This is a genomic window from Mycobacterium sp. GA-2829, assembly GCF_001499965.1.
Taxonomy (GTDB): domain Bacteria; phylum Actinomycetota; class Actinomycetes; order Mycobacteriales; family Mycobacteriaceae; genus Mycobacterium.
This window is the reverse complement of sequence record NZ_LQIT01000089.1, coordinates 59,714-79,427: the sequence shown is the minus strand read 5'-3', so window position 1 is coordinate 79,427 and position 19,714 is coordinate 59,714. Positions and strand designations below refer to the sequence as shown.

Sequence of the window (19,714 nt, the reverse complement as noted above, 5' to 3'; positions counted from 1 at the left end):
GACGTCAGGCCGGACAGTACGTGTCGGTTCCCGGCGGGGCTCCGTTGTCCAGGTAGCCGATCACCGGGGCCAGCGCGCAGTCGGAGTAGATGCTCGCGCCGTGCCCGATGCCCTGCCACATCACCCGCTTGTTGGCCGCGCCCGCATTGAGGATGGTCGCGGCCACCGCGGCGACGCCTTCGTTGCCGACGATCGGGTCGTGCTGGACGCCGAGCAGCAGCACCGGCACCGGCAGCTCCTTGGGTTCGGCGGGCGCCGAACCGCTGGGCCAGTTCAGGCACTGAACGAGGTCCAGAGCCCCGACGACACCGAACTGCGGATACTGCTTGCCCCAGGCGACGACGAGTTCGCGCACGCGGTCAGGGGTCGGGCGGTTCAGCGCGTCGCTGCAGGAGTTGACGAACTGTCCGTCAGTCTGGCGCAGCCCCTCGGCGTCGGCGATCAGCGCGTTGAGCGCCGCGGTGTCGCCGTTGCGGGCGTTGACCAGCGCGGCGCCGAGGTCGTTGGTGGCGGTGACCCCGTTGCCCTTCGGGAACGCGAGCGCGGTGGAGATCGCCTCGGCGACCGCGGCCACCGACGCCCCGCCGGGACCGTTGCCCGCCCGCGCCGCCGACAGCAGGCCGTCGACGACGCCCTTGGGGTCGGGTGCGGCCGGGCAGCCGACCGCCACACACTGGTCGGCCCAGGCGTCGAGTGCGGACTGCTCACCCTTGACGCGCTGTTCGGCGGCCGCCTCGGCGCCGATGGCCAGCGGCAGCGGGGAGTCGAGCGCCAGCCGGGCGACCTTGTTGGGATGCGAGCCGGCGTAGGCCAGCGCCACCTGCGCGCCGTTGCCGATGCCCAGCAGCGCCAGCGCCGGGACGTCCCAGGTGCTGCGCAACCGCTCGAGGTCCTCGGCGGCGTGGGCGTTGTCGTAGGCCGAGTCGCCGGGGGCGATGGTGTCGGTGCAGCTGGTCGTCGCGGTCATCGTGATCGCGCCGAGGTTGGCCACCGGATCGTCGCCGTAGGAGAACTGGGCCTGTTCGAGCATCTCCTGGCGGTCGTAGAGGTCACGGCACTCCAGTGCGCCGGACATGCCGATACCGCGGCGGTCGACGGCGACGACCGGGTTCTTGTCGAGCACCGCCTGCGACCGTCCCAGCCACATCGGCAGCGCCACCGAGGACGGCAGGTCCGAGCCGGTCGTCATCACGACCGGGCCCGCATCGTCGGGGGTGCGTGCCGTGGTGGCCCGGACGACGCCGACGGTGACGGTGCCGGTGGCGCCGTCGATCGGGTCGAGGTCGGAGTCGTAGGTCGCGCAGTCGAGGGTGACGCCGGGCACCGGATCGACGGCCGCGTCGCGGAACACCTGGTCGGTGCAGGGCCGCCAGGACAGGTCGTTCTTCGGCTTCTCGATCGCGGGCGGGCCGGCCTGCTGCTGGGTGGTCTCGGGCTGGCCCTGGGGCCGGGCACCGTCGTCGGTGGCGAACCGCGGGTTCGCCGCCAGCCCCGGTGCGCAGCCGGCCAGCACCAGTGCGACCGTCGACAGGCTCAGGGCCCGGAGCAGCAGGGGGTGCCGACGCATGCTGACCACAGTAGCGAGGTGGTCACCGGCTCCGGACGTACCGGCAGTACAGGTAGCCGTCGTCGTCGGTGAGGACGTGGCTGCGCTGCAGCGGGGTGTGGACGTGGCCCACCCCGGTGACGATGCGCGTCGCCGCGCCGCCGACGAGTACGGGGGCGACCGTGACGCACAGTTCGTCGAGCAGATCGGCGGCGGTGAACAGGCCGAGGATCGAGGGACCGCCCTCGGTCAGCACGCGCAGCAGGCCGCGGTCGGCGAGCGCGTGGAGCGCGACGGCCGGGTCCACCTCGCGGGGGTCGGCGCCGGAGGCGTCGACGACGTCGGCGAGCCCGCCGAACCGCCCGCGGGCGGTGGCGGCTCCCTCGGTGCTGGTGAGGATGAGCGGCGGCACCTCGGTGTGCTGGAACAGTTTGGCGTCGTGGTCGAGGTCGGCGGTCCGGGTGAGCACCGCGATCGGCGGGACCTCACGCTGGCCACGGGCCTGACGCGCCTGCCGGGCGGCCGGGGTGGAGCGGGCGCCGGAGTAGTCCTCGGTGCGCACGGTCGAGGCGCCGACCACGATCACGTCGGCGGCGTGGCGCATCCGGCCGAACAGCGCGCGGTCACCGGCTCCGCCGAGCCCGCCGGACTTCCCGGCCAGGGTGGCGCCGCCGTCGACGCTGGCGATCATGTTGCCCCGCACCCAGCATCGGGTGAGGTGTTCGGGGTAGGCGTAGAACTCGCCGACCCGGTCGTCGTCGACGGTCGCGACGGCGCCCAGCACTGTGAACTGCGTCCCAGCGGCGGAGTCGGACATGGGTCTGATTGCAGCACGTCGCTACGCTGCTTCGCATGCAAGGGTCCAGCGGCGCGTCCGATCAGGCGCGGAATCAGCCGGGCCATCTCGTCGACCGGCATCCGAGCGTGACCCCGGAACGCCTCGTCGCCCAGCTGGTCCCGCCCCCGACGTTCACCCACGTCAGCTTCGACAACTATCGGCCCGATCCGGCCGAACCGTCGCAGGCCGCGGCGGTCGATGCGTGCCGGGCGTTCTGCGCCGACGCGGTCTCGCGGCGGGCGGGCAAGAAGAAGTTGTTCGGCAAGCGCGAGGTGCTGCCCGGGGTGGGGGTCTACCTCGACGGCGGGTTCGGCGTCGGCAAGACCCACCTGCTGGCGTCGTCGTACTACGAGCTGCCCGACAAGAAGGCGTTCGCGACGTTCGGGGAGCTGACCCAGCTGGCCGGGGTGTTCGGGTTCGCCGAGAGCGTGGAGTTGCTCGCCGATTACGTCGTGCTGTGCATCGACGAGTTCGAACTCGACGACCCCGGGAACACGACGCTGATCTCGCGGCTGCTGTCGCAGCTCGTCGAGCGTGGTGTGTCGATCGCCGCGACGTCGAACACGCTGCCCGAGCAGCTGGGGGAGGGCCGCTTCGCCGCCCAGGACTTCCTGCGTGAGATCAACACGCTGGCTTCGATTTTCAAGACCGTGCGGATCGAGGGACCGGACTACCGCCACCGCGATCTGCCGCCGGCCCCCGAACCGCCGACCGACGAGGACGTCGCCGACCGCGCCGCGAACGTCGAGGGGGCGACGCTCGACGACTTCGACGCGCTGTGCGCGCATCTGGCGACCATGCACCCGTCGCGGTACCTGTCGCTGATCGAGGGCGTCACGGGGGTGTTCATCACCGGCGTGCATCCGCTCGACGACCAGAGCGTCGCGCTGCGGCTGGTGTCACTGACCGACCGGCTCTACGACGCCGGCATCCCGGTGGTGGCGTCGGGATCCAAGTTGGACACCATCTTCAGCGAGGAGATGCTCGCGGGCGGGTTCCGCAAGAAGTACCTGCGCGCGACGTCGCGTCTGCTGGCGCTGACCGCGGAGGGGCAGCAGGGGTCCTAGCCTTCCGGCAGCGGGCACACCATCACGAAGTCGTTCTCCACGCCTGCGCCGAGCCGGAAGGTCTTCGTGCCGGTCGCGGCGAAGCCGTGTTTGGCGTAGAACCGTTGCGCGCGCCGGTTCTCCTGGTTGACGCCCAGCCAGACGCACCGGTACCCGGTGTCGTGGGCCAGGGTGAGCACCTCGGTCATCAGCGCGGAGGCGGTGCCGCCGCCGTGGCTGTCGGGCAGCACGTACATCTTCGACAGTTCGATCGCCGGCCGCGGCGTCACCGCGCGCTGCACGTCGTCGTCATCGGGAACGCCGCGAATCAGCATGGCGTACCCGACGATTCGGCCGTCCTCGCGGACGGCCAGCACGATCCGGTCGGGGTCGGCGACGTAGTCGGTGAACCGGTGCGCCGAGAGGTTCTCGGCGATGAACGCCGCGATGTTGTCCTCGGTGGCCGACGGCGGGCACGCCAGCGGGAACGTGCGGGCGGCGACGTCGGCGAGTTCGGGGACGTCGGCCGCGGTGGCCGTGAAGACCTGTACGCCTACAGGTTCCACTGTGCGAGGTGTTGCCCGGTCAACTTGTCGATCAGCACGACGTTGGAGACCAGGTCGCGATAGCAGTCCCACCAGACGCCGCCGGTGACGGTCGATCCGGCGGGGGCGTTGGTCAGCGCGGCGTCCAGCGCGTCGGGTGCATCGGTGTTGCGGGGCTCGTAGGCGTCCCCGGTGGGGGTGACGCCGCGGAACTGGAAGGTGATCGCCATCGCGTAAGGGACCGGCACCTTGATCGGGTGGACCACGACGTTGGCGCGCCACACCTGGTTGCGGGGCGGGCGGGGCGGATATCCGAAGCCCGGCGGGATCGGCGAGGGTTCGACACTGACCACGGTGACGTCGGCGATCAGACCCTCGAACTCGACGCGCAGCGGCTCACCGATGCGGCCGATCGGCGACACGGCCGCGCCCGCGGGCGCCGACGTCAGCCCGGCGGCGACAATCAGGGCGGTCAGCAACATGAGGAGCCGGCGCATGGTTTCCCTCCCTAGGTGTGCCTCACAGGATCGCACACCCCGTTGAGCGCCACGCCGGTTCGGTACTCAGGTGGTCCACGGGCCGACGCCGCCGACCCCGTCGATGCGGATCGGGGTGAGGTACCCGGGCGGCGCGTCCGCAGGCGGGAAGTGGGTTCCGGTGTTCGGAGAGGTGGGCGGTCACCAGCTCGTCGTCACCGTCCTCGGTGCGCTGGACCGCCATCCACACGACGGTCGCCTGCGGGCTGCCGTCGGGGTTGAGCGTGATCAGGGTGGCGTCGGCGCCCGGTCCGATGAGTGCCCGCGCGGCGCCGTGGAGTCGCATGTCCAGTTCGACGGCTGGGCACCCACATTCATTCCTTCGCGCCGGGTGTGAGCGCGTCGAGCAGACGGATCAGATCGGTCTGTGCGCGGTCCTTGTCGACCCCGAGGCGGTGCAGTGGCCCGTCGGCGTCCTCGGACTCCAGCAGCGCCAGCAGCAGGTGTTCGGTGCCGATGTAGTTGTGCCCGAGGCGCAGGGCTTCGCGGAAGGTCAGTTCGAGCACCTTCTTGGCCGGCCCGTTGAACGGGACGAGGTCGAGCGCCTCCCCGCCGGCGGAGGGGGTCAGCGCGATGGCCGCGCGGATGTCGTCGGGAGTGACCTGCTGGGCGGTGAGCAGCGCGATGCCCAGCGACTCGGTGTCGACGAGCATCCCGAGCAGGAGGTGGTCGGGGGTGATCTCGGGATGGCGGGCGTCGCGGGCGGCGTTCTGGGCGTGCACCACCGCGGCGCGGGCCCTCGGCGTGAACCGGGAGAATCCCTGCTGCGGGTCGAGGGTGTCGGCCCGGGGGACGAACCGCTTCTGGGCGGCCTGTTTGCTGACGCCCATGGACTTGCCAATGTCGGTCCACGACGCCCCCGAGCGGCGGGCCTGATCGACGAAATGACCGATCAGGTGATCGGCGACCTCGCCGAGCGATTCCGCGGCCAGCACGGCGTCGGTGAGCTGTTCGAGCGGTTCGGTGTGCACGTTCTTGATGGCCTCGATCAGTTCGTCGAGGCGGACGGGCGGGGTGATGCGGTCGGCCATGGCGTCAACTCTAGGTTGACGGTAGGAAATCGTCAACGCACGGTTGACGCTCAGTCGCGGACGTAGCCGCGCCGCACGGCGCGTTCGAGGATGCCGAGGGTGGCGCGCAACGCGGCCTCGGAGATGACGGGGAAGATGCCGGCCTCCCGCCACTTGTCGTCGATCTGCGACCAGTCGTAGAACGACGTGACGACGGTGCCGTCGGCGGTGGGTTCGAGCGTGTAGCCGTACACGTGGCCGATCTGCGGGCGGATCTGGCCGAGGATCGTCCAGGCGATGCGCCGGTTGGGCTCGAACTCGCGGATCTCCACGGTCACTTCGTATTCCCCCATCGGGAAATCGTTGAGCGCCTCCCGGTCCATGTGGACGACGAAGCTGTCCCCGACGCCGCGCACCGGTTGGCCGTCGGCGCCCTGCAGCATGCCCGAGGAGTCGATCGCGACGTGTCCCTGCGGATCGCAGAGCACCTCGAAGACGGCGTCGGGGGAGGCGGGAATCACACGCTGGACTTCGATGCGTTCGGACATGCCGACGATCGTGTCAGGCCGTCTCGACGCGCACGGGGGGTTTTGAACGTTTGCCGGGACGGGTACGCGAAACGCATGCCGAACCTCCACGAACTCCCGGCCAGCGGGCACCGCCCGCCCGGGCTGAGACGCTCGGTGGCGTTCATCCATGAGAACGCCGACAGCGACATCGGCCTGGCCGAGATCGCCGCAGCGGCCAATCTCACACCGCGTGCGGTGCAGTACATGTACCGCAGGCACCTCGGCGTCACGCCGCTGGAGTATCTGCGCCGCGTCCGGCTGGACCGCGCCCACCGGGACCTGCAGGTCGCCGATCCGACGGTCGACACGGTCAACTCGATCGCCGGCCGGTGGGGATTCGCGCATGCGGGACGGTTCAGTGTCGCCTACCGGCGGGTCTTCGGAACACCGCCCAGCGCGACCTTGCGGGCGCCGTATGAGCGTGGTGCCCGGCAGCGCTACGGCGCGTAGGGGATTCGGCGGGATACCAGCCGTGATGGTGATGGTGGTGGTCCCGGCTGGGTTCGAACCAGCGACCTTCCGCGTGTGAGGCGGACGCTCTCCCACTGAGCTACGAGACCGGGTGGGATCGGCACCGACGAGCGGGCCGAACGACGTCGAACACTAGCACGCGACCGCCGGGGAGATGGAATCCGCTGGTGATTGCGCAGGCGGGACCGGTGCGGCTGGTGGGATTTGTGTGCCCAGGCATGTGTGCACTAATGTTCTGCATCGCGACGGACGACGATCTCGCCCGGAGCATGCGGATGTAGCGCAGTTGGTAGCGCATCACCTTGCCAAGGTGAGGGTCGCGGGTTCGAATCCCGTCATCCGCTCGAGGTGCAGAAGCATCAACCCCAGCGGTGGAGTGGCCGAGTGGTGAGGCAACGGCCTGCAAAGCCGTGCACACGGGTTCGATTCCCGTCTCCACCTCCGATGTGAAACCCCGCGCGATTAGCTCAGCGGGAGAGCGCTTCCCTGACACGGAAGAGGTCACTGGTTCAATCCCAGTATCGCGCACCAGCTTTGCGACAGGCCCGGCTTCGGCCGGGCCTTCGTCGTCTCGGCCGAATCACGATTCCGGTCACGATCGGCCTCGCTGTGTTTGCGTATCCACAGGCTGGGCATGCGTGGACCGAGGTCTCGCGGGGTTCAGCAGCGAAGCTCGGCGGGGCCGCCTTCCGACGGCGAATCAAGGGACCGATGAGCACATCTGACGAGTGGCAGTTGACCGACCAGCCGTGTGAGCGTTGTGGCGCTCCGCTGGCGAAGCAGACCACCGGCGACGGCGCGCGCACACGCTGTACCAACGACGCCTGCCCGGAGAGTCGGCGCTAGCCCACTGCACAAAGAAAAACGCCGCTGCGCATCAAAGCGCAGCGGCGTTTGTTCACCATCCAGCCAGGCCCGGGCCGTTACGAGCCGGCCCCATCCGGATGTACGTCCCGATTCCACCGGTGATCGACGGCACGGCCCGCAGGCTGTCCTTGACCTCACCGCCGGCCGGCGCCAGTGGCGCCCCCTTCTTGGCGCGGCGTACATCCGACGGTCCGGCGTTCGGCACGCCCTTGGCCGTCGTGCGGACACCGCCTTCGGGCGCTGGGTGCGCGTCGAACGTCGCCCCCGGTCGACCGCCGATGTCCACCACGTCGGCGCTCGCGGCACCCGCTCCGAATGCCAGTGCCGCACCGGCCAGGGCGGCCGCCCCCACGCCGGCGATCGCCAGCTTCTTCGTCCTGCCGGTGAACGCGTTCAGACGTCCCACCATCGGCCTCCCTTTCCTCCGGCGGGATGTGTGAGATCCCTAACCTCGGTTATGTGTCGCGAGAACATTAACAGTGGGCCACCGCCCTATGGGGACTGTCGTACCGAATCGGCCGACCGTTACCGCGGTGCGAGCGAGCTCTGACAGCGGGGCGGGCGTTCGCCGAAACCGTTCTCCCACGGTCTCTTTCGACGGTCCCGCCCCTGCCGGCACCTCGCCTCGCGTTCGCCGCGCTCACTCCGTCGCGGTCGAGCCTCCGGTGTCGCCACCGTTGGAGTCGCTGCCGGTGTCGTTGTCCGTGTCGCCGTCGGCGGCACTTTCGGACTCCGACTCCGACTCCGACTCGGCGGCCTCGGACTCCTCGGACTCCTCGGACTCCTCGGCGGAGCCGAGGTCTTCGTCGACATCGCCGTCGACATCGCCGTCGACATCGCCGTCGGCGAGTTCACCGTCGTCGTCCGAGGCGGCCTCGTCGCCCTCACCGGAGTCCAGATCGGTCTCGAGATCCGTCTCGTCGACGATGACGCTGGAGCGCTGCGCGTCGGATCCGCCCGTCAGGGTCTGAATCTCGCCCGCTCCGTCCCCATCGACATCGACATCGACGTCGCCATTTACGTCGCCATTGACGTCCAGGTCCACGTCGACACCGGCGTTCACGTCCTCGTCATCCTCGTCTTCACCGACGCCCACACCGGCGTCCACATCGAGGTCGAGCTCGATGCCGAGCGCGACGGCGAAGTGGTTGATCAGCGCGCGCACCGACGCGGCGAAGTCGACATCGGGCAGGTCGGGCAGCGCAAGGCCGAGTCCGCCGAACAGTGCGGTGGTGATCCCGTTGACCAGCGATACGCCGCCGCCGACGCCGACGTCGACGAGCACGTCGTCGAGAATGAACTTCCACGCGACTGCCTGTCCCAGCCCGCGAATCCCGGCGTCGATCCCTGAGGTGATGTCGGCGACCAGATCGACGACGGCGTCGGGCGCGTCGAATGCGCCGAGCAACGCGGCGGTGATGTCCGCCCGCACGCCCACGCCCGCCTCGGCCAGCGCTGTCGCGAGGTCGGCGATCACGCCGACGCCCAATTCCACCGCGCCGCTTGCGGTGAGCAGCCCGCCGTTGATTCCGTCGGCGAACAGTTCGGCGAGGTTGCCGAGCGCCAGAACCACATCTTCGCCGTCGATGTCAGGCAGGTCGGGCAGTTCGGCCGAGCCGGTCAAGAGCGCCGCCAGACTGCCCGCCACACCGTTGGTCAGCGCGATCCCGCCTGTGGCCACGAGGTCGACCAGCAGGTCGTCCAGTGTGGCCTTCCACGTGACCGCCGCACCCGCGCCGATGAACCCGGTCGCGATCAGGTCGCCGATATCGCCGATCGCCGCGCCGATGGCAGCGGACAGGTCGGCCGCCACGCCGCCTTCCGGCGTGATGGCGGCCAACAGGCTCACCAGCGCTCCGGCGATCGCGTCCACCCCGTCGGCCCCTGCGATGGCCGCCGCCGTCGCGATCTCGGAAACCAGTGCGGCACCCAGGTCCACCGCCCCGTTGATCGCGCCGATCCCGGCGTCGACGTCGAATGCGATCGCGTTGATCAGTTCCGCGAAGGACGCGGCGATCTCTTCGGCGTCGATATCGACGTCGACTCGCAGGCGGGCCCCCAGTCGGGCCAAGAGATCGACGAGGTCGCTGTTGAACCGGACTACCGCGTCGAGATCGATGTCGATCGCCGCTCTGGCCGCAGCCTCGAGTTCCACGGCGTCGAAGGGCAGGGCGAGCGCCGCCAGCAGCGGCGTCGGTGTCGGTGCGCTGACCGCGTGGGTCGTGGCGCGGGCCTCGGCGGGAGCCGGCGTGACGAAAGTTCCCACCAGCGCTGTCGCGCCGAGGACCGCGATTCCGCCCGTGAGGGCGGGGCGAAGGACTCCTCGGCGTCGGCGTACCTGCCGCGACGCGAAGTTTGCTGGCGTGCCCGATGTCTGCAAGATGTACGGGCTGGGTGTCACGTCGGTGGCCACAGTGGGCATTGCGGTTCTCGCACGGCGGTGTCGACCGCCGACACGCCGCGACCGTCGTGAGGGCACCTCTCGACGCGCAAACTCGTTATCACAGGATTCGACGGCGTTGCCCGACATCATGGCCCCCTTCTCAGACTGGTATTAACCCCCCGACCACGTCGGATGACGAGAAAGGTACCTTAAAAAATCCTGATAAAGAAGTTATTCTTTGAAAGTAGAGCAAATTATTTTTCGGGGGCGTCGACGGCGTCTGCTACGTCAGTGCCGACGGCGCCACACGAGGACCCCGAGCACCACCACCACGACGGCGGCCACCGCTGCGACGGGGATCGATTTCTGGGGGTTGTCGGTCACGGCGTGCTGAGCGGTTTGCGCCTTGTCGGCGACCCGCTGTTTGGTCTCCTCGACCCGGTCCTTGGCCTGTTGCTTGACGTCGAGCTTGGCCGACAGCGCTTCGACCGTCTCGCCGAGCTGCTGGCGGGTGGCCTCGATGTCGGCCTCGATGTCGTGCACGCCGGCGTCGGGGCCGGGCTCGGGGCGGTCGGGTGCGGTCATGATGCGCGGTCCTTTACCTCTTGGATGTCGGCTTTCACCGTCTCGACGGTGCGGGGTGCCGCCGGGGTGACCTCGTCGGCCTGCTTCTTGCTGACCAGGGCCGCGACACCGGCGATGGCGAACAACACCACCGCGACGATCAGCGCCGCCGCCCAGACCGGAAGTACCAATGCCAGCGCCGCGACGGCGGCGGCGATCACCGTCGCCAGCCCGAGAAACGCGAAAATCCCTGCGACACTGAGCAATCCGGCTCCGATGCCGGCGTGCTTCGCGGACTCCTGGAATTCCTTCTGGGCCAACCGCATCTCGTCCCGCACCAGCCGTGAGGTCTGGGCGGACAGTTGGCTGAGCAGTTCCCCGAGCGACGCGTCCGCGCCCGGCTTCGATTCGAGACTCATCACGCACCTGCCCTCTGTGTTGGCTGTGAGGACTGTGGTGCCCCCGCTCGCGGGGGTGCAAACCCGGGCGCGTCAGATGCCCGGCGTGGTGGACCTGTTGGTCAGCTCCGTCGCAACCCGGATCAGCGGCACGTTGGAGTCCTGCGAGAGCTTGCGCAGCAGCGCGAACGCCTGTACCGCGTCGACGCTGTAGCGCTCCATGATCATGCCCTTGGCCTGCCCGATGACGTCGCGACTGGCCAGCGCCTGCCGGAACTGCTCATCGCGGCGGGCCGAGTTCCACGCCACTGACGAGTGCGCCGCGAAGATCATCCCGATCTCGCGGGATTCGGGGGTGAAGGCGTGCGGCGTCTCGGCGTAGACGTTGATCGCGCCCATCGACTGGTCGGCGATGTAGAGCTGGAACGCCATGATGGAGCGGATCGGCGTCTGTGCCAGCGCGTCGCGCCGGTAGTCGGGGAAGCGCTCCTCGTGTTCGAGGTCGGCGACGTGGACGGTGCGTTCGGTCCAGGCGGCGGTCAGGCACGGCCCCTCGTGGTGACGCTCCTGGATCTCGTCGAGCACGATCGGCCACCGGTGGGTGGCGGCCGGGGTCTCGATCTGTTTCGCGTTGCGGGTGATGGTGACGCCGGCGTACTGGGCGCCGGGGATCTCGGCCGCGGCGTGTTCGACCAGTTCGGCGAGCACCGCCTCGGGATCGGTGTCGGTGCGGGCGTGCAGTTCCTGCACCAGGTCGGCGATCCGTCGATGCACGCCTTCGACGCCGTCAGGTTCGGTCACCAGCACCTTCCGATCTTGATTTCGTGGTGGGTCAAATCTACGCGCTCCACTCACCGGGGGACGCGGGAACGACGACACCGCGTCACAGCGCCCGCAGATACCGCCGAGTGACCACCCGCTGCACCACCGAGGTGACCGGCCCGGCGAGCCTGCTCCACCAGGTGTGGTGCCGGGAGAACGCCGCCACCTCCGCGTAGACCAGATCGGTCGCGCGGTCGTAGCGGACCGCGAACAGTTCCTCGCCGGACTCGGCGTGGCCGGGCAGCGTGCCGTAGGCGAAGCCGCGCCGGTCGGGTTCGTCGATGACATACACCACGCGACACGGCGCCTGCACCGGTCCGAGCCCCACGATCACCTCCGAGCCCACCCGGGCGGCCTCCGTCGTCGCCCGCACGCGCACACCGGCGCCGCGCAACATGCCCCACCGCAGCACCGCCTCGGCCGCCTCGTCGAACCGGTCCCGGCCGGATCCGATCACCGCGGACTCGCGCACGTGGTGGTAGCCGGCCGGCAGCGGACCGGCGGTCGCGCCGACTTCCGGATACGTGAACGGGAGTGCGGCGAGGTCGCTGAGTTTTACCCCGCCACCCTCTCACCGCCCGCGCGCAATACGGTGAACGGTGTGGTGAGCGATGTGAGCGAGGGGCGCAGCGGCGGCGGCTTCAACCCGCCGGAACCGACGACCCGCGGCGGACCCGACTACGGCCGGTTCGTCGAGGCGGTCCGGGACCTGCAGGACCTCGCGCGTGCGGCCGACGCACCCGACGAGGTGATCACCGAGGCCGCGGGTCTGATCGAGAAGGTCACCGGGCTGTTGGAGCCCTACCGCGCCGACGAGTGGAGCTCACCGTCCGGGCGCCGGCTGGACCTGCCCAACCGCGGCAACATCCTGCAGGTGCCGATGTTCCTGGCCAAGACCGACGACGGGCGCATCGCCGGCGAGGCGACCTTCCGCCGGTTCTATCTGGGCCGCAACGGCGCCGCCCACGGCGGTGCGGTGGCGCTGCTGTTCGACTCGGTGCTGGGCTACACCACCTACAAGCTCACCCAGAGCCGCTTCCAGCGCACCGCCTACCTGCAGGTGAACTACCGCAGCATCACCCCGGTGGAGAAGCCGTTGCGCGTCGAGGCGGGTATCGACCGCATCGAGGGCCGCAAGATCTTCGTCGAGGGACGACTCCTCGACGGGGACACCGTGCTCGCCGAGGCCGAGGCGCTGTTCGTCCGACTCAAACCGGGGCAGCCGTGACCGATCACGAGACCGAGCAGCCGTCGCGCTGGAGCCGGGTCAAGGACCGGTGGAAACAGTGGCGCGACGGGCTGCGCCGCCGGCCGAGGGTCGAGTTCTTCTACCGCATCGCCGTCGGGGTGCTGGGTGTGGTGGTACTCGGTGTGGGCATCGTCGCGATCCCGTATCCGGGGCCGGGCTGGGCCATCGTGTTCCTCGGGCTGGGCATCCTCGCCACCGAATTCGAGTGGGCGCAGCGACTGCTGAAGTACGCCAGGGAACGCTACGACCGGGTCATGGACTGGTTCCACCGTCAGCACGCGATCGTGCAGATCCTGGGCGGCCTGGTCACCGCGCTGTTCGTGTTCGCGACGCTGTGGTTGCTGGGCGCGCTCGGCTGGGCGGGGGAGTTGGTGGGTTACGAGCACGACTGGCTCGACAGCCCGCTCGGGTTCGGGTCTTCCTGACGCGGTCACAGTCCTGCCCCGGGCACGCACCCCGATAGCATGGTCGCGTTCGACTGTCCCCGACCCCCGGAAAGAGTCACCGATGAGCGCCGCCGCCAGCCCAGCCCCCGCAGCCCCGATCCGGGTGGCTGCCGGGACGACCGCCGGGGCGGCGGTGCGCGAGGCGGGACTGCCCGGCCGCGGCGCCCCCGACGCGATCGTCGTGGTGCGGGACGCCGACGGCCGGCTGCGTGACCTGTCCTGGGCGCCCGAGGACGACGTCGAGGTGACGCCGGTGCCCGCCGACACCGAGGACGGCCGCAGCGTGATCCGCCACTCCGCGGCGCACGTGCTGGCCCAGGCCGTGCAGGACCTGTTCCCGGAGGCCAAGCTCGGCATCGGCCCGCCGATCACCGACGGTTTCTACTACGACTTCGACGTCCCGCAAGCGTTCACGCCCGAGGATCTCGAGGCGCTCGAGAAGAAGATGCGCAAGATCGTCAAGGACGGTCAGCTGTTCGAGCGGCGGGTCTACGAGTCCAAGGACGCTGCGCGCAAAGAACTCGCCGACGAGCCCTACAAGCTCGAACTCGTCGACGACAAGTCCGGCGATCCCGAAGTGATGGAGGTCGGTGGCGACGAGCTGACGGCCTACGACAACCTCAACCCGCGCACGCGCGAACGGGTCTGGGGCGACCTGTGCCGCGGCCCGCACATCCCGACGACGAAGTACATCCCGGCGTTCAAGCTGACCCGCAGTTCGGCAGCGTACTGGCGTGGGGATCAGGCCAACGCCAGCCTGCAGCGGATCTACGGCACGGCCTGGGAGTCCCAGGAGGCGCTCGACCGTCACCTCGAGCTCATCGAGGAGGCGCAGCGCCGCGACCACCGCAAGCTCGGCGTGGAACTCGACCTGTTCAGCTTCCCCGACGAACTCGGGTCCGGGCTGCCGGTGTTCCACCCCAAGGGCGGGATCGTCCGCAAGGAGCTCGAAGACTACTCGCGCGCCAAGCACGAGCGGGCCGGCTACCAGTTCGTCAACACCCCGCACATCACCAAGGAACACCTGTACGTCACCTCCGGGCACCTGGAGTGGTACGCCGACGGCATGTTCCCGCCGATGCACATCGACGCCGAGTACGACGACAACGGTGCGGTCCGCAAACCCGGGCAGAACTACTACCTCAAGCCGATGAACTGCCCCATGCACCACCTGATCTACCGGTCGCGGGGGCGGTCCTACCGCGAGCTGCCGTTGCGGCTGTTCGAGTTCGGGTCGGTGTACCGGTACGAGAAGTCCGGTGTGGTGCACGGATTGACCCGCGTGCGCGGGATGACCCAGGACGACGCGCACATCTACACCACCCGCGAGCAGATGCGCGACGAACTGTCCTCGCTGCTGCAGTTCGTGCTCGACCTGCTGTCGGACTATGGGCTCGACGACTTCTACCTGGAGCTCTCGACCAAGGATCCCGACAAGTACGTGGGCTCCGACGACGTGTGGGAGGAGGCCACCGACACGCTGCGCGAGGTGGCCGAGGCCTCGGGTCTGCACCTGGTGCCCGATCCGGGCGGTGCGGCGTTCTACGGTCCGAAGATCTCGGTGCAGGTCAAGGACGCGCTGGGCCGCAACTGGCAGATGTCGACGATTCAGCTCGACTTCAACATGCCGGAGCGGTTCGAGCTGGAGTACACCGCCGCCGACGGCACCCGTCAGCGCCCGGTGCTGATCCACCGGGCCCTGTTCGGCTCCATCGAGCGGTTCTTCGGCGTGCTCACCGAGCACTACGCGGGCGCATTCCCGGCCTGGCTGGCACCGGTGCAGGTGGTCGGGGTGCCGGTCGCCGACGCGCACATCCCGTACCTGGAAGACGTTGCCGCACAATTGCGTTCGCGCGGGGTGCGGGTCGAGGTGGACACCAGCGACGACCGGATGGCCAAGAAGATCGTCAACCACACCAACCAGCGGGTGCCGTTCATGTTGCTGGCGGGCGACAAGGACATTGAAGCCGGGGCGATCTCGTTCCGCTTCGGGGACCGCACGCAGATCAACGGCGTCCCGCGGGAGGCGGCGGTGGAGGCGATCGTGAACTGGATCGCCGAACGCCGCAACGCCACGCCGACGGCCGAACTGGTCAAGGTGGGCGCCGGAACGTGACCGAACCCGACGAGCGGACCATAGTCGACCACGGCGTCGGCGACCCGGACAACCTGCAGCGACTGTGGACCCCGCACCGCATGAGCTACATCGCCGAATCGCCGATGAAGAAGGGGGAGGGTTCCGCACAGTCGTCGCAGCCGTTCACCGACATCCCCGCGATGGCCGACGAGGACGGTCTGGTGGTCGCCCGCGGTGCGCAGGTCTACGCGGTGCTCAACCTGTACCCGTACAACCCCGGCCACCTGATGGTGGTGCCGTACCGGCGGGTGTCCGAACTCGAGGACCTCACCGACGCCGAGAGCGTCGAGCTGATGGCGTTCACGCAGAAGGCGATTCGCGTCATCAAGGCGGTGTCGCGGCCGCACGGGTTCAACGTCGGCCTCAACCTCGGACACTCGGCGGGCGGGTCGCTGGCCGAACACCTGCACATGCACGTGGTGCCGCGGTGGGGTGGGGACGCCAACTTCATCACGATCATCGGCGGATCCAAGGTGATCCCGCAGTTGCTGCGCGAGACGCGGCAGCTGCTGGCCACCGAGTGGGCCAAGCAGAACGGGGAAGGGGGTTTATCACCGTGAGCAACGTCTACCTGATGACCCGCGCCGCCTACGCCAAACTGGCGCGCCCCGTGGCCCGAGCCGCCCTGCGGGTGGGCTTCACCCCCGACAGCATCACGATCCTGGGCACCGCGGGCACGGTGCTCGCCGCGCTGACCCTGTTCCCGATCGGGCAGCTGTGGTGGGGCGCCTTCGCGGTCGCGGTATTCGTGCTGGCGGACATGCTCGACGGCACCATGGCGCGCGAACGCGGCGGCGGCACCCGGTTCGGCGCGGTGCTCGACGCGACCTGTGACCGCGTCGCCGACGGCGCGATCTTCGCCGGTCTGCTGTGGTGGGCGGCGTTCGGAATGGACAGCCCGGCCCTGGTGGTCGCGACGCTGATCTGCCTGATCACCTCTCAGGTCATCTCCTACATCAAGGCCAGGGCCGAAGCCAGCGGGCTGCGCGGCGACGGCGGCTTCATCGAACGCCCCGAACGGCTGGTCATCGTGCTGACCGGCGCCGGGTTGTCCGGCGTGTGGTTCCTGCACATCCCGTGGCTGATCCACGTGGCGATGTGGGTGCTGGCCGCGGCGAGTGTGGTCACCGTGATCCAACGGCTGCACACCGTACGGACCTCGCCGGGCGCGATGGACAAGATCCCCGGCCCGGGCGAGGAGAAACCGGCGGCGGACGCGCAGTGAGCGCACTCGGCGACCAGCTGACGGACTGGGGCTACGCCGCGGGCTGGCGGGTGGTCCGCGCGCTCCCGGACACCGTGGCGCGCAACGCGTTCGACGCGGGCGCGCGATACGCGGCCCGCGGCGGCGGGCCGGCCCAGCTGCGCAAGAACCTCGCGCGGGTCATCGGGGTGGCGCCCGCGGAGGTGCCCGGCGAGTTGATGCGCGCCTCGCTGGCGTCCTACGCCCGGTACTGGCGCGAGGCGTTCCGGCTGCCCGCGATGGACCACCGCAAACTGGGGCGCGAACTCACCGTCACCGGCATCGAACACGTGTGGGAGGCCGTCGAGGCGGGCACCGGAGCGGTCGCGGCGCTGCCGCACAGCGGCAACTGGGACATGGCCGGGGTGTGGCTGGTGCAGAACCACGGCGCGTTGACCACCGTCGCCGAACGGCTGCGCCCCGAATCGCTGTTCAACCGGTTCGTCGCCTACCGCGAGAGCCTCGGGTTCGAGGTGATTCCGCTGTCGGGAGGGGAGCGGCCACCGTATGAACTGCTCCGGGAGCGGCTACGGGAGAACCGGGTGGTCTGCCTGATGGCCGAACGCGACCTGACCCGCCAGGGTGTGCAGGTCGACTTCTTCGGTGAGCCGACCCGGATGCCCGCAGGCCCGGCGAAGCTGGCCTGCGAGACCGGCGCACCGCTGCTGCCCACCCACTGCTGGTTCGACGGCGACGGCTGGGGCATGCAGGTCTTCCCGCCGATCGACACCTCCAGCGGGGACCTCACGGTGATCACGCAGGCGCTGGCCGACCGGTTCGCGGTCAACATCGCCGCCCATCCCGAGGACTGGCACATGATGCAGCCGCAGTGGATCGCCGACCTGTCCGATGCGCGCCGCGCCAGACTGGCCGGAGCCGGCTGACGATGCGGATCGGGATGGTCTGCCCGTACTCGTTCGACGTGCCGGGCGGGGTGCAGTCCCACGTACTGCAACTCGCGGAGGTGATGCGCGGGCGCGGACACGAGGTGAGCGTGCTGGCACCGTCGTCCCCGCACGTCGACCTGCCCGACTACGTGGTCTCGGGCGGGCGCGCCGTGCCGATTCCCTACAACGGGTCGGTGGCGCGGTTGCGGTTCGGGCCGGCCACCCACCGGCTGGTCAAGAAGTGGCTGGCCCAGGGCCGGTTCGACGTGCTGCACCTGCACGAGCCCAACGCGCCGAGCCTGTCCATGCTCGCGTTGCAGGCCGCCGAGGGGCCGATCGTCGCGACGTTCCACACCTCGACCACGAAATCGCTGACCCTGTCGGTGTTCCAGGGCATCCTGCGCCCGTACCACGAGAAGATCGTCGGCCGGATCGCGGTGTCGGATCTGGCGCGGCGCTGGCAGATGGAGGCGTTGGGCTCCGACGCCGTGGAGATCCCCAACGGCGTCGACGTCGGATTCTTCGCCACCGCACCACGGCTCGACGGCTACCCGCGCCCGGGTCGCACCGTGCTGTTCCTCGGCCGCTACGACGAACCCCGCAAGGGGATGTCGGTGCTGCTCGGCGCGCTGCCCGCGCTGGTGGCGCGCTACCCGGACGTCGAGATCCTCATCGTCGGCCGCGGCGACGAGGACGAACTGCGCGAGCAGGCCGGCCCACACGCCGCGCACCTGTGCTTCCTCGGCCAGGTGGACGACGCCACCAAGGCGTCGGCGATGCGCAGTGCCGACGTGTACTGCGCGCCCAACACCGGCGGCGAGAGCTTCGGCATCGTGCTGGTCGAGGCGATGGCCGCCGAAACCGCCGTCGTGGCAAGCGATCTCGACGCCTTCCGCCGCGTGCTGCGCGACGGTGCCGCGGGCAGGCTGGTCACCGTCGACGATTCGGCGGCACTGGCCGAGGGCCTGATCGGCATGCTCGACGACGACGCGGCGCGGGCACGCTACATCGCCGCGGCCTCGGCCGCCGTCGGCCGCTACGACTGGCCGGTGGTGGCCGACCAGATCATGCGCGTGTACGAGACCGTCGCCGGGGCGGGTGTGAAGGTCCAGGTCGCCCCGTGACGTGGGCCGTGATCGTCGTCCTGGCGGTCCTGCTGGTCGTCGCGCTGCTCATCGGCACCTGGGCCTATCAGACCGCGCACCGCCTGGACCGGTTGCACGTGCGCTACGACCTGAGCTGGCAGGCCCTCGACGGTGCGCTCGCCCGGCGTGCGGTGGTGGCCCGCGCGGTCGCCGTCGACGCCTACGCAGGCGCACCGCAGGGCAAGCGGCTGGCCGCCCTCGCCGACGCCGCCGAACGCGCACCCCGCAGCGGCCGGGAAGCCGCCGAGAACGAACTGTCCGCTGCGCTCGCGCTCGTCGACCCCGCCTCGCTGCCCGTCGCGCTGGTCGCCGAACTGGCCGACGCCGAGGCCCGCGTCCTGCTCGCCCGCCGCTTCCACAACGACGCGGTGCGCGACACCCTGGCCCTGCGGGAGCGCACGCCCGTGCGGCTGCTGCGCCTGGGCGGAACCGCGGCGCTGCCCACCTATTTCGAGATCGCCGAGGTGCCGCCGCGGGACGCCGAACCGATGAGCCGGCGGGTCTCGGCGCGCGTGGTGCTGCTCGACGAGGCCGGGGCGGTGCTGCTGTTCTGCGGATCGGATCCGGCGCTGGCCGACGCCCCGCGATGGTGGTTCACCGTCGGCGGCGCGGTGGAGGCGGGGGAGGACCTGGCCCGGGCCGCCGCCCGCGAGGTCGCGGAAGAGACGGGACTGCAGGTCGACGCGAGCGTGCTGATCGGGCCGGTGTGGCGGCGGGATGCGGTGTTCGAGTTCGACGGTGCGATGCTCCGTAGCCAGGAGATGTTCTTCGTCCACCGCACCGCCCACTTCGAGCCCTCTGTCCGCGGTCACACGCCCCTGGAGCAGCGCACGATTCACGGGCACCGCTGGTGTGATGCGACAATGATCGCCGAACTGGTCGCCGGCGGAGAGGCCGTGTATCCGCAGCAACTGGGCGAACTGTTGGCGCGAGCCAACGACCTGGCCGACGGGTCGGCCACGCCGGGACCGGTGCAATCGATCCGCTGAGTTGCGGAATCAATCGATTTGGT

20 protein-coding genes, 4 tRNA genes and 3 pseudogenes are annotated in these 19,714 nt (G+C 69.8%); 13 read left to right on the top strand and 14 right to left on the bottom strand.

From position 1 onward, the window contains the following. Positions 1–4: 4 nt before the first annotated feature. Positions 5–1,567, bottom strand: a complete 1,563-nt coding sequence (locus AU194_RS30155) for an alpha/beta hydrolase (protein ID WP_059093030.1) — start codon at positions 1,565–1,567, stop codon at positions 5–7. A gap of 22 nt (positions 1,568–1,589) precedes the next feature. Further along, entirely contained in the window at positions 1,590–2,363 is a 774-nt protein-coding gene (locus tag AU194_RS30150; protein ID WP_059092918.1) for a pyrimidine reductase family protein, read from the bottom strand. Between AU194_RS30150 and zapE the strand changes: the two are divergent. Further along, positions 2,362–3,451: pseudogene (gene zapE, locus AU194_RS30145) on the top strand (cell division protein ZapE). The gene AU194_RS30150 and the pseudogene zapE overlap by 2 nt on opposite strands. Here the strand turns inward: zapE and AU194_RS30140 are convergent. The 5 genes and pseudogenes from AU194_RS30140 to AU194_RS30120 all read right to left on the bottom strand — a co-directional run bounded on the left by AU194_RS30140 (position 3,448) and on the right by AU194_RS30120 (position 6,069). Further along, entirely contained in the window at positions 3,448–3,996 is a 549-nt protein-coding gene (locus AU194_RS30140) for a GNAT family N-acetyltransferase (RefSeq protein WP_059092916.1), read from the bottom strand. The pseudogene zapE and the gene AU194_RS30140 sit on opposite strands and share 4 nt — an antisense overlap. Then, positions 3,984–4,472, bottom strand: a complete 489-nt coding sequence (locus AU194_RS30135; protein ID WP_059092915.1) for a hypothetical protein — start codon at positions 4,470–4,472, stop codon at positions 3,984–3,986. The genes AU194_RS30140 and AU194_RS30135 overlap by 13 nt, the downstream gene beginning before the upstream one ends. A 66-nt stretch (positions 4,473–4,538) precedes the next feature. Continuing rightward, positions 4,539–4,797: pseudogene (locus tag AU194_RS30130) on the bottom strand (hypothetical protein). A gap of 28 nt (positions 4,798–4,825) precedes the next feature. Next, positions 4,826–5,542: a Clp protease N-terminal domain-containing protein gene (locus AU194_RS30125; RefSeq protein WP_059092913.1), complete on the bottom strand. Its 717-nt coding sequence runs from the start codon at positions 5,540–5,542 to the stop codon at positions 4,826–4,828. A 50-nt stretch (positions 5,543–5,592) separates the two neighbouring features. Next, positions 5,593–6,069: an SRPBCC family protein gene (locus AU194_RS30120; protein ID WP_059092912.1), complete on the bottom strand. Its 477-nt coding sequence runs from the start codon at positions 6,067–6,069 to the stop codon at positions 5,593–5,595. 75 nt (positions 6,070–6,144) lie between these two features. Here AU194_RS30120 and AU194_RS30115 point away from each other — a divergent pair, with 75 nt between their 5' ends. Then, positions 6,145–6,540: a helix-turn-helix domain-containing protein gene (locus tag AU194_RS30115; RefSeq protein WP_059092911.1), complete on the top strand. Its 396-nt coding sequence runs from the start codon at positions 6,145–6,147 to the stop codon at positions 6,538–6,540. A gap of 35 nt (positions 6,541–6,575) precedes the next feature. Here AU194_RS30115 and AU194_RS30110 read toward each other — a convergent pair. Next, positions 6,576–6,650, bottom strand: a tRNA-Val gene (locus tag AU194_RS30110). A gap of 182 nt (positions 6,651–6,832) precedes the next feature. Between AU194_RS30110 and AU194_RS30105 the strand changes: the two genes are divergently transcribed. The 3 genes from AU194_RS30105 (at position 6,833) to AU194_RS30095 (ending at position 7,092) form a co-directional block, all read left to right on the top strand. Next, positions 6,833–6,905, top strand: a tRNA-Gly gene (locus AU194_RS30105). A gap of 26 nt (positions 6,906–6,931) precedes the next feature. Next, positions 6,932–7,002: transfer RNA gene (locus tag AU194_RS30100), tRNA-Cys, on the top strand. Positions 7,003–7,017: 15 nt separating this feature from the next. Continuing rightward, positions 7,018–7,092 (top strand) — tRNA-Val (locus AU194_RS30095). Positions 7,093–7,459: 367 nt separating this feature from the next. Here the strand turns inward: AU194_RS30095 and AU194_RS30090 are convergent. The 6 genes and pseudogenes from AU194_RS30090 to AU194_RS30065 form a co-directional block, all read right to left on the bottom strand. Next, complete coding sequence (locus AU194_RS30090) at positions 7,460–7,837, bottom strand: hypothetical protein (protein WP_059092910.1); 378 nt, start codon at positions 7,835–7,837, stop codon at positions 7,460–7,462. 231 nt (positions 7,838–8,068) lie between these two features. Continuing rightward, positions 8,069–9,694 (bottom strand): hypothetical protein, encoded by a 1,626-nt coding sequence (locus tag AU194_RS30085; RefSeq protein WP_231743637.1) that lies wholly within the window; start codon positions 9,692–9,694, stop codon positions 8,069–8,071. 405 nt (positions 9,695–10,099) lie between these two features. Next, the gene (locus AU194_RS30080; RefSeq protein ID WP_059092909.1) at positions 10,100–10,396 is read right to left on the bottom strand and encodes a DUF3618 domain-containing protein; all 297 of its coding nucleotides are present in this window, start codon (positions 10,394–10,396) and stop codon (positions 10,100–10,102) included. Continuing rightward, positions 10,393–10,794: a phage holin family protein gene (locus AU194_RS30075; RefSeq protein WP_197417781.1), complete on the bottom strand. Its 402-nt coding sequence runs from the start codon at positions 10,792–10,794 to the stop codon at positions 10,393–10,395. Before AU194_RS30075 ends, AU194_RS30080 begins: the two co-directional genes overlap by 4 nt. 72 nt (positions 10,795–10,866) lie before the next feature. After that, on the bottom strand, positions 10,867–11,574 hold the full coding sequence (locus AU194_RS30070) for a GAF and ANTAR domain-containing protein (RefSeq protein ID WP_197417780.1): 708 nt from the start codon (positions 11,572–11,574) through the stop codon (positions 10,867–10,869). Positions 11,575–11,656: 82 nt separating this feature from the next. Beyond that, positions 11,657–12,154 (bottom strand): annotated as a pseudogene (locus tag AU194_RS30065) (DUF1990 domain-containing protein); the annotation flags it as partial. 42 nt (positions 12,155–12,196) lie between these two features. Here AU194_RS30065 and AU194_RS30060 point away from each other — a divergent pair. The 8 genes from AU194_RS30060 to AU194_RS30025 all read left to right on the top strand — a co-directional run bounded on the left by AU194_RS30060 (position 12,197) and on the right by AU194_RS30025 (position 19,691). Further along, a complete protein-coding gene (locus tag AU194_RS30060) occupies positions 12,197–12,823 on the top strand; it encodes a PaaI family thioesterase (RefSeq protein WP_059093028.1) in 627 nt (208 codons plus the stop codon). Continuing rightward, positions 12,820–13,269, top strand: a complete 450-nt coding sequence (locus AU194_RS30055; protein WP_059092906.1) for a TIGR02611 family protein — start codon at positions 12,820–12,822, stop codon at positions 13,267–13,269. Before AU194_RS30060 ends, AU194_RS30055 begins: the two co-directional genes overlap by 4 nt. 82 nt (positions 13,270–13,351) lie before the next feature. Continuing rightward, a complete protein-coding gene (gene thrS, locus AU194_RS30050) occupies positions 13,352–15,406 on the top strand; it encodes a threonine--tRNA ligase (protein ID WP_059092905.1) in 2,055 nt (684 codons plus the stop codon). Further along, complete coding sequence (locus AU194_RS30045; protein ID WP_059092904.1) at positions 15,403–15,987, top strand: HIT domain-containing protein; 585 nt, start codon at positions 15,403–15,405, stop codon at positions 15,985–15,987. The genes thrS and AU194_RS30045 overlap by 4 nt, the downstream gene beginning before the upstream one ends. Next, positions 15,984–16,652 (top strand): phosphatidylinositol phosphate synthase, encoded by a 669-nt coding sequence (pgsA, locus tag AU194_RS30040; RefSeq protein WP_059092903.1) that lies wholly within the window; start codon positions 15,984–15,986, stop codon positions 16,650–16,652. The genes AU194_RS30045 and pgsA overlap by 4 nt, the downstream gene beginning before the upstream one ends. Further along, positions 16,649–17,554, top strand: a complete 906-nt coding sequence (locus tag AU194_RS30035) for a phosphatidylinositol mannoside acyltransferase (RefSeq protein ID WP_059092902.1) — start codon at positions 16,649–16,651, stop codon at positions 17,552–17,554. The genes pgsA and AU194_RS30035 overlap by 4 nt, the downstream gene beginning before the upstream one ends. A 2-nt stretch (positions 17,555–17,556) precedes the next feature. Then, positions 17,557–18,681, top strand: a complete 1,125-nt coding sequence (locus tag AU194_RS30030; protein WP_059092901.1) for a glycosyltransferase family 4 protein — start codon at positions 17,557–17,559, stop codon at positions 18,679–18,681. Then, positions 18,678–19,691, top strand: a complete 1,014-nt coding sequence (locus AU194_RS30025; RefSeq protein WP_059092900.1) for an NUDIX domain-containing protein — start codon at positions 18,678–18,680, stop codon at positions 19,689–19,691. Before AU194_RS30030 ends, AU194_RS30025 begins: the two co-directional genes overlap by 4 nt. Positions 19,692–19,714 lie beyond the last annotated feature (23 nt).